The organism is Rhizobium sp. Root483D2 (assembly GCF_001426685.1).
GTDB classification, from domain to species: domain Bacteria; phylum Pseudomonadota; class Alphaproteobacteria; order Rhizobiales; family Rhizobiaceae; genus Pararhizobium; species Pararhizobium qamdonense.
This window is the reverse complement of sequence record NZ_LMFB01000044.1, coordinates 146,595-164,225: the sequence shown is the minus strand read 5'-3', so window position 1 is coordinate 164,225 and position 17,631 is coordinate 146,595. Positions and strand designations below refer to the sequence as shown.

Sequence of the window (17,631 nt, the reverse complement as noted above, 5' to 3'; positions counted from 1 at the left end):
CGTCCGGGCGGCCGCCGGATTGCCGGCAGGATCGGGGAAGCGGCGCCGTTCAATCTGCTCCGGCCTTGACAAATCGGCCTCACCATGCGCTTTTCCGCCCGATTTTGACGCTGCCGCAGCGCGCTTTGGCGTGGCCGCGCGGCCCCTTGGTTCCAGGATAATATCATGCATCGTTACCGCAGCCACACTTGTGCCGCTCTTCGCAAAGCCGATGTCGGGCAGACCGTCCGCATTTCCGGCTGGGTCCATCGCGTTCGCGATCATGGCGGCCTGCTGTTCATCGATCTTCGCGACCACTATGGCATGACCCAGATCGTCGTCGATCCCGACTCACCGGCTTTCAAGGCGGCCGAAACGGTGCGCGGCGAGTGGGTCATCCGCATCGACGGCACCGTCAAGGCGCGCTCGGACGAGACCGTCAACAAGCAGATGGCAACCGGCGAGATCGAGCTTTACGCGCAGGAGATCGAAGTACTCTCCTCCGCCAAGGAACTGCCGCTGCCGGTCTTCGGCGAGCCCGACTATCCGGAAGACATCCGCCTCAAGTACCGCTTCCTCGATCTGCGCCGCGAAACGCTGCACAAGAACATCGTCAAGCGCAGCCAGATCATTTCCGACATGCGCTCGCGCATGAACTCGGCCGGCTTTGCCGAATATTCGACGCCGATCCTGACGGCGTCCTCGCCGGAAGGCGCCCGCGACTTCCTCGTGCCGAGCCGCATCCATCCCGGCACGTTCTTCGCGCTGCCGCAGGCGCCGCAGCAGTACAAGCAGCTGTTGATGGTTGCCGGTTTCGACCGCTACTTCCAGATCGCGCCATGCTTCCGCGACGAAGATCCGCGCGCCGACCGTCTGCCGGGCGAATTCTACCAGCTCGACCTGGAAATGAGCTTCGTCACCCAGGAAGACGTCTGGGATACGATGGCACCGATCATGACCGGCGTGTTCGATCAGTTCGCCGAAGGCAAGCCCGTCACCAAGGAATGGCCACGCATCCCCTACGACCAGGCGATCCGCAAATATGGTTCCGACAAGCCGGACCTGCGCAACCCGATCGAGATGCAGGCCGTCACCGAACATTTTGCCGGCTCCGGCTTCAAGGTGTTTGCCGGCATGATCGAACGCGATCCGAAGGTCGAGGTCTGGGCGATCCCGGCCAAGACCGGCGGCAGCCGAGCCTTTTGCGACCGCATGAATGCCTGGGCGCAATCGACCGGCCAGCCGGGCCTCGGCTATATCTTCTGGCGCAAGGAAGAAGACGGCTCGATCGCCGGCTCCGGCCCGCTGGCCAAGAACATCGGCGAGGAGCGCACCGAAGCGCTTCGCACGCAGCTCGGCCTTGATGCGGGCGACGCCTGCTTCTTCGTCGCTGGCGATCCGGCCAAATTCTACAAGTTCGCAGGCGAAGCCCGCACCAAAGCCGGCGAGGACCTGAACCTGGTCGATCGCGAGCGTTTCGAGCTGTGCTGGATCATCGATTTCCCGTTCTACGAATGGAGCGAGGAAGACAAGAAGGTCGATTTTGCCCACAACCCGTTCTCGATGCCGCAGGGCGGGCTTGAGGCGCTGCAGACGCAGGACCCGTTGACGATCAAGGCCTATCAGTATGACGCCGTCTGCAACGGCTTCGAAATCGCCTCGGGCTCGATCCGCAACCAGTCGCCGGAACTGATGGTCAAGGCGTTCGAGCTGGTGGGTCTCAGCCAGGCGGACGTTGAAGAACGCTTCGGCGGCATGTACCGCGCCTTCCAGTACGGCGCGCCTCCGCATGGCGGCTGCGCCTTCGGCATCGACCGTGTCGTCATGCTGCTGCTCGGCGCCAAGAACCTGCGCGAAATCACGCTGTTCCCGATGAACCAGCAGGCCCAGGACCTCTTGATGAACGCACCGGCTCCAGCGATGCCCAAGCAGCTTGCGGAACTGTCGCTGCGCGTCATCCCGCCCTTGAAGAAGGACTGATCAAGGTCAGCACCTCCAATCGGAAGTCATTAACCCGGCGATGCCAATCGCCGGGTTTTTCATGTCTGCGGTTTGGGCTTGAGAGAATAAAAAAAGGCCCGGCGATTTCCCGCCGGGCCTTCTCTGTTCGTTGCTGACCGGCTTTATCAGTCGTTGGCGGTTACCTTGACGCCGAGAACGCTTGGGACCGTGTTTGGAGCGCCCATGGCGGCGCCGATGATCATCGGGAAGGGGACCGGGTTTGCCGGTTCGGCCGAGATCGTCAGGCTCTTTGGCGCATCCAGATAGGTGTTGACGGCGGTCGAGACCTGGTTCTGCAGTTCGGGAACGTTGAGCTGTGCCATCATCAACGGCACCATGCCCTTGAGCGACTGTGCCAGCTGGTCGCCGGAGACGCCCTGCTGCGCGCCGATATAGTCGAGAACGCGCTTGGTGATCGTTGCATCGTCGAAACGGATCGAGGCGCTGTTGAAGCTCAGCTGCTGGATGAGGCCCATCATCGACATGCCCATCGCCTGGTTGGCTTCCTCCTTGTTCGGATTGGCTTCGGCGGCCTTCATGGCTTCCTGCATGGACTTCATGAAATTCAGCGTATAGCCGGAAATATCAAAGGCGATCGCAAGACGGCCGACATTGGCGAAGTCGAACGCATATTCCTCCAGCGCGACATTGCCGGTGGCGACTTCCCAGCTGCCCTTCATCGTCATTTCGCCGGCCAGGTTTTTCAGCCCCAGCTTTTCGATCGCATCCTTCTGCTTGGCATCCTGGACATCGGAGAGATCCGCCTTAATGCCGGAGGCCGTGACGTCGAAATCAAAGCCGGCATCGCTTTCCTGCTTCGTCAGGTTGGCTTCCGATTCCTCCAGCGAAAACACCTGCTTGCCCCTGGTCGTGACGGTCACCGGGCCGGTCGCGGCGGTCTCGTAAAGGACGATGTCGTTGACCGTGCCGCCGGCCGGATTGCCGGGGATGCTCAGCCCGCCGATCGAGAGATCCTTGGCCGCAATCGCGGTTTCGTTCTGCTTGACATCGAGATCCGGCAGCGTGACGGTTTCGGCATAGTAGCCGCCGCCATCGGTTTCCTCGACGCCCTCAAGCGTGACGTCGCCGATCTTGAACTCCTTGCCGGGGGCAGCCGTCGATTTGACGCTGACGCCGGTCAGCGTCACGGTCGTTCCATCCACCGCAACATTCTCATAGGCAACAGTTGCGCCATTGAGGGCATAGGCGGCGTTCAGCTTGGTGACGAGATCCGCGCCGTCGAGCGCGAAAGCCGGACCGGAAAGGCCGATAAAAGCGGCACTCGCCAGCATCAGACGGAGATTGCGGGTAGGCATCATGGACTGTTTCCTCGTTGTAAAGGTCTAATTTCGAAGGCATTTCTAATACGGATTAAGGCCGAAATATATTCGAATTGCTCTGCTCAGCGATGTTTCGTGCGGGCTTGCGTCTTTGGGCAGGAAATTGTTCACGGTCTTCCGGTTTGGCGCTGTGCATCTCATCTCGAGACAGGTCAAAGCTGCGGTCGTTCCGCAGTTTTCCGGGTTACTTAAGCCTCCGGCCCGTTGCGGCAAGGGTCTGCAAGTGTTGATTCGGTCATTCCTGCTTCTGCCGTCGCCTTGCGTGTCAAACACGGAATTTTCAGGCTTTTGCCCTGAGGCCACACAAGCGCGCTGCTGCGCGGGTTCTCCACAGCGCAATGCCCTGCAATCCTTGCCGTTCAGGGTTTGTTGCGGTAGCAAGAAACCATGGGACAGAGCCTTTTGCCGCCGTCGGGCGGAGACGATCATATTCTGCCGGTTGACCTCAAGGCGGCGCTGGAAGAGCGCTATCTTGCCTATGCGCTGTCGACCATCATGCACCGGGCCTTGCCGGACGTGCGCGACGGCTTGAAGCCGGTCCACCGCCGCATCATCCACGCAATGAGCGAAATGGGGCTGCGCTCCAATTCCTCGTTCAAGAAATGCGCCCGTATTGTCGGTGACGTCATCGGTAAGTTCCATCCGCATGGCGACCAGTCGGTCTATGATGCGCTGGTGCGGCTCGCCCAGGATTTCTCGCAGCGCTATCCGATCGTCGATGGCCAGGGCAATTTCGGCAATATCGACGGCGACAGTGCGGCCGCATACCGGTACACAGAAGCCCGCATGACGGATGTGGCGAGCCTTCTGCTCGAAGGTATCGACCAGGATGCGGTGGATTTTCGCCCGACCTATAACGAGGAAGATCAGGAGCCGGTCGTCATGCCCGGCGCGTTCCCGAACCTTCTGGCGAACGGCGCCTCCGGCATTGCCGTCGGCATGGCGACCTCGATCCCGCCGCACAACGCCCACGAACTTTGCGACGCAGCCCTGCACCTGATCAAGAACCCGGGCGCGACAATCGAAGACCTGATGCTCGATCCGAACAATCCGGAGCGGGGCGGCATCGAAGGTCCGGACCTTCCGACCGGCGGCATCATCATCGACAGCCGCGAGAGCATCATCGAGGCCTACAAGACCGGCCGTGGCGGCTTTCGTGTCCGTGCCAAGTGGGAAGTTGAAGACACCGTCCGCGGCGGCTACCAGATCATCATCACCGAAATTCCCTTCCAGGTGCAGAAGTCGCGGCTGATCGAAAAGATCGCCGAACTGCTGATCGCCCGCAAGCTGCCGCTGCTCGAAGACGTACGCGACGAATCGGCGGAGGATGTCCGGCTCGTGCTGGTGCCGAAGAGCCGTTCGGTCGATCCGACGATCCTGATGGAATCGCTGTTCAAGCTGTCGGAACTGGAAAACCGCATTCCGCTCAACATGAACGTGCTGTCCATGGGCCGCGTTCCCAAGGTGATGGCGCTGAACGAGGTCCTGCTGGAATGGCTGGATCATCGCCGCGAGGTGCTGCAGCGCCGCTCGCGCTTCCGGCTGGCGGCGATCGACCGGCGCCTGGAAATCCTCGGCGGCTACCTGATCGCCTATCTCAACCTCGACGAGGTGATCCGCATCATCCGCGAGGAGGACGAGCCCAAGCCCGCTTTGATGGTGCGCTTCACGCTCACCGACCTGCAGGCCGAATCGATCCTCAACATGCGCCTGCGCTCCCTGCGCAAGCTGGAAGAGTTCGAGATCCGCACCGAATTCGAATCGCTGTCGAAGGAAAAGGCGGAAATCGAGACGCTGCTGGCGTCCGACGAAAAGCAGTGGCAGACCGTTGCCTGGGAAATCGGCGAGGTGAAGAAGAAATTCGCCAAGGCCACCGAGATCGGCCGCCGCCGCACGCTGTTCTCCAATGCGCCGGAAGCCGATCTGGAGGCGATCCAGCAGGCGATGATCGAGAAGGAACCGATCACCGTCGTCATCTCCGAAAAGGGCTGGATCCGCGCGCTGAAGGGCCATATTTCCGATGTCTCGACGCTGCAGTTCAAGGAAGGCGACGGGCTGAAACTGTCATTCCCGGCCTCGACCACCGACCGCATCCTCGTCGTCACCACCGGCGGCAAGGCCTATACGCTGGGCGGCGACAAGCTGCCGGGCGGACGCGGGCACGGCGAACCGCTGCGCATCATCGTCGATATGGAAAACGACCAGGACGTGCTGACCGCCTTCGTCCACGATCCCGCGCGCAAACTGCTGATCTCGTCGGCAGCCGGCAATGGTTTCGTGGTCGTGGAAGGCGACATGGCCGCCAATACCCGCAAGGGCAAGCAGATCATGAACGTCGCCATGCCGGATGAGACCAAGCTGGTCATCCCGGTCAAGGGCGATCACGTCGCCATCGTCGGCGAAAACCGCAAGATGCTGGTCTTCCCGCTGGTGCAGATCCCGGAAATGAGCCGTGGCAAGGGTGTGCGCCTGCAGCGCTACAAGGATGGCGGCGTCTCGGACATGCGCTGCTTTGCCATCGCCGACGGCCTCACCTGGGCCGACAGCGCCGGCCGCAGCTTTACCAAGAACAAGGACGAACTGCTCGAATGGATCGGCGACCGCGCCACAGCGGGCAGGGCCGTGCCGAAGGGGTTTCCGAGAAGCGGTAAGTTTACGGGGTGATGGATGTGCGGGCGGTTGGGTGGTTCAATAGCCCAACCTTCAGAAATCACAGGGAACGGTGTGATCCCGCAGGAAACGCGCGGTACCGGCCTCGTCAATCTCTCCGGCGGCAACGGATAGAACGAAGGCGATAACATCGGCCTGTTCCGTTTCGATCAAAAGGCCATTGATCAGCAGGAAGGTAAACGCTGCGAGCCAGCCAGTCCTTTTGTTGCCGTCGGAAAAGCCGTTGTTTCGCACGATGCCGTAAAGATAAGCGGCGGCGAGGACATGGATATCGTCCTCGCCATAGGCCGCCTTGTTCACCGGACGCGCCAACGCGGACTCAAGCGCATTTGCATCCTTGAGGCCCGGCAAGCCGCCGTGTTCCACCATCTGTTCGTGGTGAATGATCTCGATAGCTTCGCGAGACAGCCACTTGACGGAGGTCATTTCGCCAGTTCACGCAGCGCGACGTGATATTTCTTCATGCCAATCCTGGCTGCCCGCAGTTGTTCTGCGAGATCGTCCTTCTGGGGCGCCAGTTCAAGAGTATTTCCCGTTTCCTTCAATTCAAACTCGTCGCCGGCCTTCAGCCCCAGGCGGTCAAGCACCTCCTTCGGGATGATGACGCCCTCGGAATTGCCGATCTTGCGGATGGTGATGTTCATGGCAAAACTCCAATGTTATAATCGTGTTATAACATTGGTTTTGCGTTTCAGCAATTGCCTGTGAACGTGACCCCGTAAACGGAAATTCGGTCACGGCATCCACGGCCGATTTCTTCCGCATCTGCCAGACGGAATGCCCGACCAGCGCCAGGATCAGCACGGCGCCGCCGACGAGTGTCTGGGATGTGGGGACTTCCAGGAAGACGATCCAGATCCAGAGCGGCGCAAGGATGGTTTCGAGCAGATAGAACATGCCGACCTCCGGGGCCGATAGGTGGCGCGGGCCAGTGGCGAGACAGAAGAAGGCGAGCGGGATCATGATCAGGCCGTCGAAGACGATCCAGCCGGGATGGGCGATGGCAAGGCCTTCGGCTGGCGACAGGAGGTAGCCGATGATGGCGGGGAAGATCGCGGTTGCAAGCGGCACCAGGCCCATGTCCTTGCCGCTGGCGCGGCTGACGGTGATGGCGCAGGCCAGCATCAGCGCCGAGCAGACCGCCATCGCATCGCCGAAGAAATTGCCGCTCTTCAAGCCGTCCTGAACGATCAGCCCGACGCCGAACACCATCACGGCCATGGTCACCAGCGTGGCGTTGGACGGACGCTCCTTGAGGAAGATCCAGGACAGGATGGCAGCGAACATCGAGGTGAAGGCGACGATGAAGACGACATTGGCGGTCGCGGTATTGAAGACGGACAACAGGAAGGTGAAGGATCCAAGGCCGTAAAACAATCCGGCAAGCAGTCCCGCCTTGCCCGGAACGAGCGCGATCTTCCGGCCGAGGACTTTGTTGAGCACGGCCCAGGCGACCAGCGCAACGGTAAAGGTGCAAAGACTGCGCACGGCCAGCAGCGACCACACTTCGCCATCGGCGGAGCGGATCAGCGGAATGTCGAAGGAAAGGGCAAGGCCGCCAAGCCCGGTGATGAGAAGTCCGCGGCGGTGATGGGCGGCATCGATGGCTTCACTCAAGATTTCGTCCTGTCCGGTGGCTGCGCTTTACTCTGTATAGCGCTCCCAGCCCTGGGCCATAAGGTGCTCCTGCGGCAGAAACTTTGTTTTATAGTCCATTTTGCGCGATCCCTTGACCCAATAGCCAAGATAAACGTGCGGCAGGCCGCGTTCCTTCACTTTGCGGATATGATCGAGAATCATGAACGTGCCGAGCGAACGATCGGCGAAATCCGGGTCGAAATAGGAATAGACCATCGACAGCCCATCGCCCATCTTGTCGGTCAGCGCTGCCGAAATCAGTGGACCCTTCGCCAAGCCGATCCCGTCGCCTTCGACCTTCAGGCGGTACTCGATGATCTTGGTGTTGACATGGGTATCCTCGACCATCATCGCGTAGTCCAGCACCGACATGTCGGACATGCCGCCCTTCTGGTGGCGATGATCGAGATAGCGGCGAAACAGGCTGTACTGCTCGCTGGAGGGCTCTGCCGGATATTCGGTCGAAACCACGTCCGTGTTCAGCGCCATAATGCGCCGCATCGAGCGGGTTGGCGTGAATTCGCCGGCGACGATGCGCACGGAAACGCAGGCCCGGCAGCTTTCGCAGGCCGGCCGGTAGGCGATATTCTGTGACCGGCGGAACCCGCCCTGGGTGAGGAGATCGTTGAGCTCAGGCGCCCGCTCGCCCACCATATGGGTAAACACCTTCCGCTCCATCTCCTGCGGCAGATACGGGCAGGTCGCCGGTGCGGTCAGGTAGAATTGCGGAGACGGTGTCGTTTGCGTGTTCATATGCTGCGGAGATCGCTCTTCTTGGCCGCTCGGAAAACATTAGCATGGCGCAAGATTAGAAAAGGTCAATCGCGACTTTTTGAACCGTCGCGTCAGGGTGTCGCAAGCCTGTCATTTTCAGGTGATCAGTTCAGCGACAGCGGCGGAATGACGCAACGCACTCTGCCGCAGGCCGATAAAAGATCATATGCCGCCGAATCAATAGGCGTCGCGGCGCACGGTGACCGTGCCGATCAAGAGGTCATGCAAGAGGCGGCCGCGATCGGTGAAAAGGCCGACAAGCAGCACCAGCGGCGTGAGAATGGCATTGCCGATCCAGAAGATCACCAGATGAACGATGGCCGTCAGAAAATCCATCGGTCTGCCGTCGGTGCGGGCAATGGCCAGGCCCATCATGTTCATGCCCGGCGATGCCTGCTTGGGGCCGCCGACCGTCACGCCGAAATAGAGCATGGCCAGACCGGCAAACAGCACCGGATACAGGAAGAAGCCGAGGCCGAACGTCAGGATGCCGAGAAAGAAGACGATCACGGCCGCGGGAATCCACAACAGCGCGACGATGGCATAGTCGATGATGAACGCCATGACGCGGCGGCTGAGCACGCCCTGATAGGCGCGCCAGTCATTGCTCGGAATTCGAAGGTTTTCGTCCTGCACGCTCATGTCCGTTTCTCCAGTTCTTCCCCTGATATGGGAAGTGGCAGCAAAAATGCAAATCCATGGGCGGCCAGATATATGGCCAAGGAGAGTGCGCCGGCATCAGCCTTTGGCTTTTGAGCCGCCAGCATTGATGCAACCCCTCATCACGGTCTCTCAGCCATCCTTGTCGATGGTCTTTGTGCGACGGCCCAGCACGGCAAAACTGGGACGCTCACCCTCATAAAAAGCATTGTCTTCTCTCCCGTTTGTCGAATAGCATCAGTGACTTGCGCAGTTCAATGGTTCCTTCACATGCCCCTCAAATTCCATAGTTATAGCGATAGTGGCCGGCTTGGTGGGCTTCGCGGCCGTCTCTGGTTCATGGCGGTTTTGGCCATTATCTGCACACTTCTGCTCGCCACCTCGACCATATCGGACTCCGTCGATGCCTTCCGCAACGCCCAAGCCGGTGCGGAAAACATGCGCCAGTTCACGGCCATTTTCGATGCGGCAAACCTCATATCCGCAGAAAGAGGGCCGGCAAATACGTTGATGACCGCTGGAGATGCCGAGCGGGCCGACGCGCTGTCGAAATGGAAGCAGACCGTCGAGAATACCAACGCAGCGCTGGATGAGCTGAAACGGCGCGATATGCCGGATGTGATGATCGATGGTGTGCGCGCCCGGCTGACATCCGCGCGCGGGCTGATCGACGCGATCCTGAGGCAGCCGCGCCAAGGCCGCCGGTACGAGGAAATCCACGCGGCCATTGGCGCCATGTTTGCGGCCAGAGATTCCTACCGGCGGATCATCGAATGGCAGAGCGGCCAGATCCTGATGCGTGATCCCGATCTCGCCGCCATCGTCGTTCAGGGCATCGCGCTGAGCGATCTGCGCGAATATGCCGGGCGTCTGGGCTCCTATATGATTGCGCCGATGGCGGCGGGGACCGCGTTGACGCCGCAGGACATCGCCGCCAGCAATGCCGCGCGCGGCAGGCTGCTCGAAGCCTGGGATCTGGTCGGGCCGCGCTCTGCGTCGCCGGTATCGGACCTGATCCGGCTGAAGCGTCAGGAGGTGGAAGAAATCTTCATGCGCTTGGGCATGGCGCTGATCGATGAGCAGATGGCCCTCGGCAGCCGCAGTGGCCGTTTCTCGACGGATGGCGCGGCCTTCACGCAGCGTTACGTCATGCTGATGCAGCCGCTGGAAGAGTTGAGAAAATTCTATCTGGCCGAGATCGTCGCCGAGTTCGAGGCCGGCGAGCGGCAGGCGCTATTGGCACTCTATCGCAGCGGACTGGCAACGGCCGTGCTTTTGCTGCTGGTTCTCGGTCTCGTCGCGGCCGTCCAGATCTACATCCTGCGGCCCTTGCTGAAAGGGGCGCAAGCCGTCATCGCGCTGGCCGAAGAGCGCCCCGCCGATCTTGCGGCGGCAACTGGCGAAGTCCCGGAAATCATGCGGCTCTACAGCGCCATCGGCATTCTGGGACAACGGCTCGGCGAACGGGCGGTGCTGACCCGCAAGCTCGAAATCCTCGCTGCAACCGACGGGCTGACGGGTCTTCTCAACCGCCGTGCGCTGGAGAACCATGCGGCCAAGATGGAGACGGGCAGGGCGCGCTACCTCATCCTGCTGGATATCGACCACTTCAAGTCGATCAACGACCGCCACGGCCACCCGTTCGGCGATCTCGTCTTGCGCGCCATCGCCGATTTGATGCGCCAGTCCACGCAAAGCTCCGGTTATGCCGCCCGTTTCGGTGGTGAAGAGTTTGCCATCCTTTTGGCCGCCGGCTCGCTGGCCGAGGCCGCCTGGGGTGCCCGCAAGCTCAGGATGGCGCTGGAGAAAAGCCCGCTGAAAGCACCCGATGGCACAATGCTGATCGTGACGGCAAGTTTTGGCGTGGCGGATGGCACCGGCCGGACCTGGAGCGACATTCTCGTCCAGGCCGACGCCGCCCTTTATCGGGCCAAGGATGCCGGCCGCAACCGGGTCCGCATTTTTCGCACGGCGAACTGACGGCACGCTACGTTTTTAAGCAGATCGGTGGCAGCGGCGTTACCGCTTGGCGAGAATGCGGGCCACATCGACAGCGAAATAGCTGAGAATGCCGTCGCAGCCGGCACGCTTGAAGGCAAGCAGGGTTTCGAGCATGACGCGTTCGCCGTCGATCCAGCCATTGGCGGCAGCGGCCTTGATCTGCGCATATTCGCCGGAGACCTGATAGGCAAAGACCGGCAGTCCGAAGCTTTCCTTCATCCGCCAGCAGATATCGAGATACGGCAGGCCCGGCTTGACCATCAGCATGTCGGCACCTTCCTCGACATCGAGCGCCGCATCGCGCATCGCCTCGGTGCCGTTGGCGGGATCGATATAATAGGTCTTCTTGTCGCCCTTGAGCAGGCCGCTGGTGCCGATCGCCTCGCGGTAGGGGCCGTAGAAGGCGGAGGCGAACTTGGTGGCATAGGCCATGATGCCGACATTCTGGTGGCCTGCCGCATCCAGCGCACGGCGGATGGCGCCGATGCGGCCATCCATCATGTCTGACGGTGCGATGATGTCGGCGCCGGCATCGGCCTGCATCACGGCGGCGATGGCGATCTGCGCCACCGTCTCGTCATTGACGATTTCGCCGTCGCGCAGGATGCCGTCATGGCCATGGCTGGTGAAGGGATCGAGCGCCACATCGGTGATGACGCCGATATCGGGCACGGCCTTCTTGATGGCCCGCGTCGTCTCGTTGATCAGGTTGTTCTCGGCAAGGCTGTTGGAGCCGGTATCGTCGCGCAGCGAAATATCGACATTCGGAAAGGTCGCAAGGGCAGGGATGCCGAGATCGGCAGCCAGCTTTGCCGCCTCCACGGCCTTGTCGATGCTCATCCGGTTGACGCCGGGCATGGCCGCGATCGGCTCGACGATATTCGTGCCGGGAACAACAAAGATCGGCCAGATCAGATCATCCACCGTCAACCGGTTTTCTTGCACCATCCGGCGGGTCCAGTCGGCCTTGCGGTTGCGGCGCATGCGGCGGTGGCCGGTGATGAGATCCACGGCATGGGTCTTGTCGGTCATGATATCGTCTTTCGTCAGCTTGGTCCTATCTCGTCGCGGTTTATCATGGGCGATGCGCAAAGGAAAATAATTGGGGTGCGGCGTTTCATCCTTGCCGTTTACCCTGCCCTCGAGGACGATATAACGCTCCCTCTTCTCCCCAGCGGGGAGAAGGTGCCCGAAGGGCGGATGAGGGGGCGGTACGGCACAAACTTGAAGTCTTCGGGCGCAGTTGCCTTAGTTTTGTGGGTTCATGTTTTCTATGAATGTGCGTGTGGCCCCCTCATCCGGCCCTGCGGGCCACCTTCTCCCCGCTGGGGAGAAGAGGGAGTGTGCGGCTTCCTCTGGGGTGCCAGGGTTATGAACGTAGGGATGCTCAGCAGCCAAAAAAGGCCTCCCCCGGGGGGAGGCCAAATATCAAGTTCTGGCGTGCCCGGTCAGACTGCCAAGCGGCCGGGTGTGGGATTTTTTTCTCAATGAGGGTCTTCTTACAATTAACTTTGTTAAATGCCGCAGACTTTTTTGAGAGAGGGACGGCAGCCATAGAGTTCAAAAATATCCGTCTGGCAAAGCGCCTGCCTGCGGCCTATCTTCGCCGCCATGGCCCTTGATTCTGTCAAAATCCCCAAATTGTCGCTGACCGAAACACTGTTCGGATTTTTCCTGCGGCTGGTGGCGGTGTCTTGTTTCTGGTTCGGGCTGAACTACTGGGCGATGCTGATCGGCTTTTCGTTTGGCGGCGGCGGGCGGTTTGATCTGTTGCCGGTTCCGTGGCGGGTGGCAGCGACGGCGCTGGCCGTCATTTATCCCGTGGCGGCGCTGGGATTGTGGCTTCTGGTGTCCTGGGGGCCGGTGATCTGGGTGGTGGCAGCAGGCGCGGAAATCGTCATGTTCAAGGTCTATCCGCAGATTTTCGGGGCCAAGCCGCTGATCGTCATTCTGCATGCCGCAGTGGCCGTCACCTTCGTGCTTTTCCGGGCCGCGATCCTGCATCAGCGGGCCCGCCTGGCCAAGGCCGCAAGAATTGATTTACCCTGAGACAAAGGCTGTGGATAGTAAGGCGCTGTTAAGGCTGGTGTTTAAGTAGAATTTTATACGTATTCGATAGTGTCTACCTCAAGGCGGGAAGAGAAACATACACCGCCAAACAAAACAGTGAGGCAGTCATCATGAACACCAAAATGAAACCGCAGGCCGTTACCGTCAAAGATCCCCACGAAGATGCGATCCGTTCGCTCTACATGGAATCCCTTCACCTGGTTGAGCGTCTTCACCGCCGCCTGCTCGACGTCGTCAAGGACGAATTCGACCGCTCGGGCCGCTCCGACGTCAACGCCGTCCAGGCGCTTCTCCTCTTCAACATCGGCAATTCGGAACTGACCGCCGGTGAACTGCGTTCGCGCGGTTACTATCTCGGCTCCAACGTATCCTACAATGTTAAAAAGCTGGTTGATCTCGGCTTCATCAATCACCAGCGCTCGCGCGTCGATCGCCGCTCGGTCCGCATCAGCCTGACCGACGAGGGCCAGGAGATCGCCGAAACGGTTGCCAAGCTCTATGAACGCCATATCGGCTCTATCCAGAAGGTCGGCGGCATCGGCACCGATGAGTTCGGCCAGATGAACAAGCTCCTGCAGCGCCTCGACCGCTTCTGGAACGACACCATGTTGTACAAGCTCTAAGCAATGACTTCCTGACTGCTGTTTCTGCTCTCCTGCGGCTTTGCGGCCGCAGGACGAGAAGCGGACAGGGTGGCAGGCGCCACCTTGATGAACCGATGCCATCGCCCGGATTGAAGCTTTGCTCTCCGGGGTGCTGCACATCATTGCCCTTGGCGGCCTCCGGCCGATCCGGCAGCACCTTTAAGCCCGATATTCCCTTTATCCATCTGTTATCGACAGAAAACGGCATGGCGTCTTGCCACCGTTTCACGTCAAGCGAGCGCGGCGGGCAGTGTCTCCCGAATGCCGCGCCGGCAAACGGCCGATGCAGCGAAGTCCGCTGCTGCCTGCCGGTGACACGAATCGGCCATATTACTATGACAGCGACGATGCCAGAGAATGCGGGTTTTGCGTTGCTTCTGTCGCTGATCGGCGATTGGCCGCTCTTTGCGTTCGTCATCTCACAAATGTGAACGGCGGGCAGGAAACTGCAGGTCACAGTTTACGTTTGTTAACCGTGTTCGTGATAGCTCTGCGGTTTGCGTAGCAGCATTTGAATGGTAGGAAACATGTCGAAGAAAACCGGAATTGATGCACTTTCGCGCCGCGGCTTCCTTGGTTCGGTAGCAGCTTTCGGCGCTGCAACATGGGCCGGCGGCGCTTTGGCGCAGGACGCGCTCGACGACATCATCAATGCGCCGCGCCGCGGCACCTGGGACGACCAGTTCGATGCCAAGGCTTCGCGCTCCGCCACGGCCGTCGTGTCCAACACACCGATCTTCGGCATGGATACGCTCGCCAACACCCAGAACGCCATCGGCCAGTATCAGCAGATCGTCTCGGCCGGCGGCTGGCCGCAGGTCAATTCGCCGGTTCGCCTGGAAATGGGCGTCTCCGATCCCTCCGTACAGGCCCTGCGCCAGCGGTTGATCATTTCGGGCGATTTGCCGCGTTCCGCCGGTATTTCCAATTCCTTCGACAGCTATGTCGATGGCGCGGTCAAGCGCTTCCAGGCCCGTCACGGCCTGCCGTCCGACGGCGTGCTCGGCGAATATTCGGTGAAGGCGCTGAACATTGCTGCCGATGTGCGGCTCGGCCAGCTGAATACCAATATCGTGCGCCTGCAGTCGATGTCGGGTGATCTGGGCGAACGCTACGTGCTGGTCAATATTCCAGCCGCCTATATCGAAGCCGTCGAAAATGGCCGCGTTGCGACGCGCCACACTGCCGTTGTCGGCCGGATCAGCCGCCAGACGCACATCATCAACTCGAAGATCTATGAGGTTATCCTCAACCCCTACTGGACATCGCCGCGTTCGATCGTCGAAAAGGACATCGTTCCTTTGATGCGCAAGGATCCGGAATATCTGAAGAAGAATTCGATCCGTCTCATCGACGGCAAGGGCAACGAGGTTGCGCCTGAAACGATCGACTGGAATGCCGAGAAGGCACCGAACCTGACCTTCCGCCAGGACCCCGGCAAGACCAACGCCATGGCGTCCACGAAGATCAACTTCCACAATCCGAACAACGAATATATGCACGACACGCCGCAACAGGGCCTGTTCAACAAGCTCGCCCGGTTCGAAAGCTCGGGTTGCGTGCGCGTCCAGAACGTCCGCGACCTGACGACCTGGCTGCTGCGCGACACGCCCGGCTGGTCGCGCCAGCAGATCGAGGCAACGATCCGCGCGGGGCAGAACTCCCCGATCAAGCTTGCGGTCGAAGTGCCCGTCTATTTCAAATATATCACTGCCTGGGCTGCAACCGACGGCGTCGTGCAGTTCCGCGACGATATCTACGAGATGGATGGCGAGCAGGAACTGGCGCTGCAGACCACGACCGGCATCGAGCAAGCGGCAGGCTCCGTCGAGCGCGACAACCTGCCGCAATAACCTTATCTGCCGACATCGAGACAGGCCGCGTTCCTTTGACAGGGGCGCGGCCTTTTCTTTGCCTGCCGGGCGCGGCGAATGGGGGAAATGGCGCAAATCGCACAGCCCGTATTGCCCTTGCCATGCGAGGACGGTAAACACCGTGCCACCGCCTCTTAAGGAGCTTTGAGAATGAGCGCTTCCGTCGTCAACCCCGATGTTTTCTTCAGCCGTTCGCTGGCCGACACCGATCCGGATATTTTCGGTGCGATCGAAAAGGAGCTGGGCCGCCAGCGCCATGAGATCGAACTGATTGCGTCCGAAAATATCGTTTCGCGCGCCGTGCTCGAAGCCCAGGGCTCGATCATGACCAACAAATATGCGGAAGGTTATCCGGGCAAGCGCTATTACGGCGGCTGCCAGTTCGTCGATATCGCCGAAGAGCTCGCCATCGAGCGCGCCAAGAAGCTGTTCGGCGTCAATTTCGCCAACGTCCAGCCGAATTCCGGCTCGCAGATGAACCAGGCCGTGTTCCTGGCGCTGCTTCAGCCGGGCGACACGTTCATGGGTCTCGACCTCAACTCGGGCGGCCACCTGACGCATGGTTCGCCGGTCAACATGTCCGGCAAGTGGTTCAACGTCGTGTCCTACGGCGTGCGCGAAGGCGACAACCTCCTGGATATGGACGCGGTGGCCGAATCGGCCCGCACGCACAAGCCCAAGCTGATCATCGCCGGCGGCACGGCCTATTCCCGCATCTGGGACTGGAAGCGTTTCCGCGAGATCGCCGATGAAGTCGGCGCCTATCTGATGGTCGATATGGCCCATATTGCAGGCCTGGTTGCCGGCAATCAGCATCCGTCACCATTCCCGCATTGCCATGTTGCCACCACCACCACGCACAAATCGCTGCGCGGCCCGCGCGGCGGCATGATCCTCACCAATGACGAGGATCTGGCAAAGAAGTTCAACTCGGCCGTCTTCCCCGGCCTGCAGGGCGGCCCGCTGATGCATGTCATCGCCGCCAAGGCCGTGGCGCTCGGCGAAGCGCTGCAGCCGGAATTCCAGGATTATGCAGCCCAGATCGTCAAGAACGCCAAGGCATTGTCGGAAACGCTGGTTGCCGGTGGCCTCGATATCGTTTCGGGCGGCACCGACAACCATCTCATGCTGGTCGACCTGCGCAAAAAGAACGCCACCGGCAAGCGCGCCGAGGCAGCTCTTGGCCGCGCCTATGTCACCTGCAACAAGAACGGTATCCCGTTCGATCCAGAAAAGCCGTTCGTCACCTCCGGCGTCCGTCTCGGCACGCCGGCCGGTACGACGCGCGGTTTCAAGGAAGCCGATTTCCGCGAAATCGGCAACCTGATCGTCGAGGTTCTCGATGGTCTGAAGGTCGCCAATTCCGATGAAGGCAATGCGGTGGTCGAAGCCGGTGTGCGTGAAAAGGTTGTCAAGCTGACCGACCGTTTCCCGATGTATCCCTACCTGTAATCGACGACCTCTGATGAAGGAGCTCGAATGCGCTGCCCCTATTGCGGATCGGAAGACAGCCAGGTGAAGGACAGCCGCCCTGCGGAGGATGGCGCCGCCATCCGCCGCCGGCGCATCTGCCCGGATTGCGGCGGCCGCTTCACGACCTTCGAAAGGGTGCAGCTCCGCGAGCTGATGATCCTGAAGAAGACCGGCCGCAAGGCGCCGTTCGACCGCGACAAGCTGCTGCGGTCGTTCGAGATCGCGCTGCGCAAGCGGCCGATCGATCGTGACCGCATCGAGCGGGCGGTGTCCGGCATCGTCCGGCGGCTGGAAAGCTCCGGCGAGACGGAAATTCCGTCCGAGGAAATCGGCCTGCAGGTGCTCGAGGCCTTGAAGGGGCTCGATGACGTCGCCTTCGTCCGCTACGCCTCGGTCTATCGCGATTTCTCGCATGCGGACGATTTCGAGAAGGTCATTGCCGAGATCAGCGCCAAGATCGCACGTGATCCCGGCGCCTGACGCCAAGGACTTGCGCCGCCCGAAAGG

At 60.7% G+C, this 17,631-nt stretch carries 15 protein-coding genes and 1 pseudogene; 9 read left to right on the top strand and 7 right to left on the bottom strand.

All coding sequences use genetic code 11. The annotated features are described in order from the left end of the window. The first annotated feature begins 165 nt into the window (after window positions 1–165). Window positions 166–1,959, top strand: a complete 1,794-nt coding sequence (aspS, locus tag ASD32_RS27935; RefSeq protein WP_060641289.1) for an aspartate--tRNA ligase — start codon at window positions 166–168, stop codon at window positions 1,957–1,959. A 146-nt stretch (window positions 1,960–2,105) separates the two neighbouring features. Here aspS and ASD32_RS27930 read toward each other — a convergent pair whose 3' ends face one another. Then, on the bottom strand, window positions 2,106–3,299 hold the full coding sequence (locus ASD32_RS27930; protein WP_060641288.1) for a hypothetical protein: 1,194 nt from the start codon (window positions 3,297–3,299) through the stop codon (window positions 2,106–2,108). A gap of 408 nt (window positions 3,300–3,707) precedes the next feature. Between ASD32_RS27930 and parC the strand changes: the two genes are divergently transcribed. Next, complete coding sequence (gene parC / locus ASD32_RS27925) at window positions 3,708–5,984, top strand: DNA topoisomerase IV subunit A (RefSeq protein ID WP_060641287.1); 2,277 nt, start codon at window positions 3,708–3,710, stop codon at window positions 5,982–5,984. Between the two features lie 39 nt (window positions 5,985–6,023). Here parC and ASD32_RS27920 read toward each other — a convergent pair whose 3' ends face one another. The 5 genes and pseudogenes from ASD32_RS27920 to ASD32_RS27900 all read right to left on the bottom strand — a co-directional run bounded on the left by ASD32_RS27920 (window position 6,024) and on the right by ASD32_RS27900 (window position 9,044). Next, window positions 6,024–6,416 carry a type II toxin-antitoxin system death-on-curing family toxin gene (locus ASD32_RS27920; protein ID WP_060641286.1) on the bottom strand — a complete coding sequence of 131 codons (393 nt, stop codon included), beginning with the start codon at window positions 6,414–6,416 and terminating at the stop codon, window positions 6,024–6,026. Further along, window positions 6,413–6,634 (bottom strand): AbrB/MazE/SpoVT family DNA-binding domain-containing protein, encoded by a 222-nt coding sequence (locus tag ASD32_RS27915; RefSeq protein WP_060641285.1) that lies wholly within the window; start codon window positions 6,632–6,634, stop codon window positions 6,413–6,415. Before ASD32_RS27915 ends, ASD32_RS27920 begins: the two co-directional genes overlap by 4 nt. 103 nt (window positions 6,635–6,737) lie before the next feature. Beyond that, window positions 6,738–7,607 (bottom strand): annotated as a pseudogene (locus ASD32_RS27910) (DMT family transporter); the annotation flags it as partial. A gap of 27 nt (window positions 7,608–7,634) precedes the next feature. Then, window positions 7,635–8,381, bottom strand: a complete 747-nt coding sequence (locus ASD32_RS27905; RefSeq protein ID WP_060641284.1) for an arginyltransferase — start codon at window positions 8,379–8,381, stop codon at window positions 7,635–7,637. Between the two features lie 198 nt (window positions 8,382–8,579). Then, window positions 8,580–9,044, bottom strand: coding sequence for an RDD family protein (locus tag ASD32_RS27900; protein WP_060641283.1), 465 nt, complete (start codon window positions 9,042–9,044; stop codon window positions 8,580–8,582). Window positions 9,045–9,332: 288 nt separating this feature from the next. Here ASD32_RS27900 and ASD32_RS27895 point away from each other — a divergent pair, with 288 nt between their 5' ends. Next, window positions 9,333–11,042 carry a GGDEF domain-containing protein gene (locus ASD32_RS27895; protein ID WP_082546964.1) on the top strand — a complete coding sequence of 570 codons (1,710 nt, stop codon included), beginning with the start codon at window positions 9,333–9,335 and terminating at the stop codon, window positions 11,040–11,042. Between the two features lie 39 nt (window positions 11,043–11,081). On the opposite strand, the gene hemB is transcribed toward ASD32_RS27895, so the two are convergent. Beyond that, window positions 11,082–12,095 (bottom strand): porphobilinogen synthase, encoded by a 1,014-nt coding sequence (hemB, locus tag ASD32_RS27890; protein ID WP_060641440.1) that lies wholly within the window; start codon window positions 12,093–12,095, stop codon window positions 11,082–11,084. A gap of 579 nt (window positions 12,096–12,674) precedes the next feature. Here hemB and ASD32_RS27885 point away from each other — a divergent pair. The 6 genes from ASD32_RS27885 (at window position 12,675) to nrdR (ending at window position 17,604) form a co-directional block, all read left to right on the top strand. Next, a complete protein-coding gene (locus ASD32_RS27885; protein WP_060641281.1) occupies window positions 12,675–13,112 on the top strand; it encodes a DUF6163 family protein in 438 nt (145 codons plus the stop codon). 131 nt (window positions 13,113–13,243) lie between these two features. Next, a complete protein-coding gene (locus ASD32_RS27880; RefSeq protein WP_060641280.1) occupies window positions 13,244–13,756 on the top strand; it encodes a MarR family winged helix-turn-helix transcriptional regulator in 513 nt (170 codons plus the stop codon). A 149-nt stretch (window positions 13,757–13,905) separates the two neighbouring features. Continuing rightward, window positions 13,906–14,208: a hypothetical protein gene (locus tag ASD32_RS30500; protein WP_060641279.1), complete on the top strand. Its 303-nt coding sequence runs from the start codon at window positions 13,906–13,908 to the stop codon at window positions 14,206–14,208. Between the two features lie 96 nt (window positions 14,209–14,304). Continuing rightward, window positions 14,305–15,630 (top strand): L,D-transpeptidase family protein, encoded by a 1,326-nt coding sequence (locus tag ASD32_RS27870; RefSeq protein WP_060641278.1) that lies wholly within the window; start codon window positions 14,305–14,307, stop codon window positions 15,628–15,630. Between the two features lie 171 nt (window positions 15,631–15,801). After that, window positions 15,802–17,103 carry a serine hydroxymethyltransferase gene (glyA, locus tag ASD32_RS27865; protein ID WP_060641277.1) on the top strand — a complete coding sequence of 434 codons (1,302 nt, stop codon included), beginning with the start codon at window positions 15,802–15,804 and terminating at the stop codon, window positions 17,101–17,103. Window positions 17,104–17,130: 27 nt separating this feature from the next. Continuing rightward, window positions 17,131–17,604 carry a transcriptional regulator NrdR gene (nrdR, locus tag ASD32_RS27860; protein WP_037107514.1) on the top strand — a complete coding sequence of 158 codons (474 nt, stop codon included), beginning with the start codon at window positions 17,131–17,133 and terminating at the stop codon, window positions 17,602–17,604. Window positions 17,605–17,631 lie beyond the last annotated feature (27 nt).

Excerpts from the sequence above, each read along its gene's own strand:
- ASD32_RS27900 (WP_060641283.1), bottom strand. The coding sequence starts at position 9,044 with ATGAGCGTGCAGGACGAAAACCTTCGAATTCCGAGCAATGACTGGCGC.
- ASD32_RS27870 (WP_060641278.1), top strand. The coding sequence starts at position 14,305 with ATGTCGAAGAAAACCGGAATTGATGCACTTTCGCGCCGCGGCTTCCTT.
- hemB (WP_060641440.1), bottom strand. The coding sequence starts at position 12,095 with ATGACCGACAAGACCCATGCCGTGGATCTCATCACCGGCCACCGCCGC.
- ASD32_RS27915 (WP_060641285.1), bottom strand. The coding sequence starts at position 6,634 with ATGAACATCACCATCCGCAAGATCGGCAATTCCGAGGGCGTCATCATC.
- nrdR (WP_037107514.1), top strand. The coding sequence starts at position 17,131 with ATGCGCTGCCCCTATTGCGGATCGGAAGACAGCCAGGTGAAGGACAGC.
- glyA (WP_060641277.1), top strand. The coding sequence starts at position 15,802 with ATGAGCGCTTCCGTCGTCAACCCCGATGTTTTCTTCAGCCGTTCGCTG.
- ASD32_RS27885 (WP_060641281.1), top strand. The coding sequence starts at position 12,675 with ATGGCCCTTGATTCTGTCAAAATCCCCAAATTGTCGCTGACCGAAACA.
- ASD32_RS27880 (WP_060641280.1), top strand. The coding sequence starts at position 13,244 with ATGAACACCAAAATGAAACCGCAGGCCGTTACCGTCAAAGATCCCCAC.
- parC (WP_060641287.1), top strand. The coding sequence starts at position 3,708 with ATGGGACAGAGCCTTTTGCCGCCGTCGGGCGGAGACGATCATATTCTG.
- ASD32_RS27930 (WP_060641288.1), bottom strand. The coding sequence starts at position 3,299 with ATGATGCCTACCCGCAATCTCCGTCTGATGCTGGCGAGTGCCGCTTTT.
- ASD32_RS27920 (WP_060641286.1), bottom strand. The coding sequence starts at position 6,416 with ATGACCTCCGTCAAGTGGCTGTCTCGCGAAGCTATCGAGATCATTCAC.
- ASD32_RS27895 (WP_082546964.1), top strand. The coding sequence starts at position 9,333 with ATGCCCCTCAAATTCCATAGTTATAGCGATAGTGGCCGGCTTGGTGGG.
- aspS (WP_060641289.1), top strand. The coding sequence starts at position 166 with ATGCATCGTTACCGCAGCCACACTTGTGCCGCTCTTCGCAAAGCCGAT.
- ASD32_RS27905 (WP_060641284.1), bottom strand. The coding sequence starts at position 8,381 with ATGAACACGCAAACGACACCGTCTCCGCAATTCTACCTGACCGCACCG.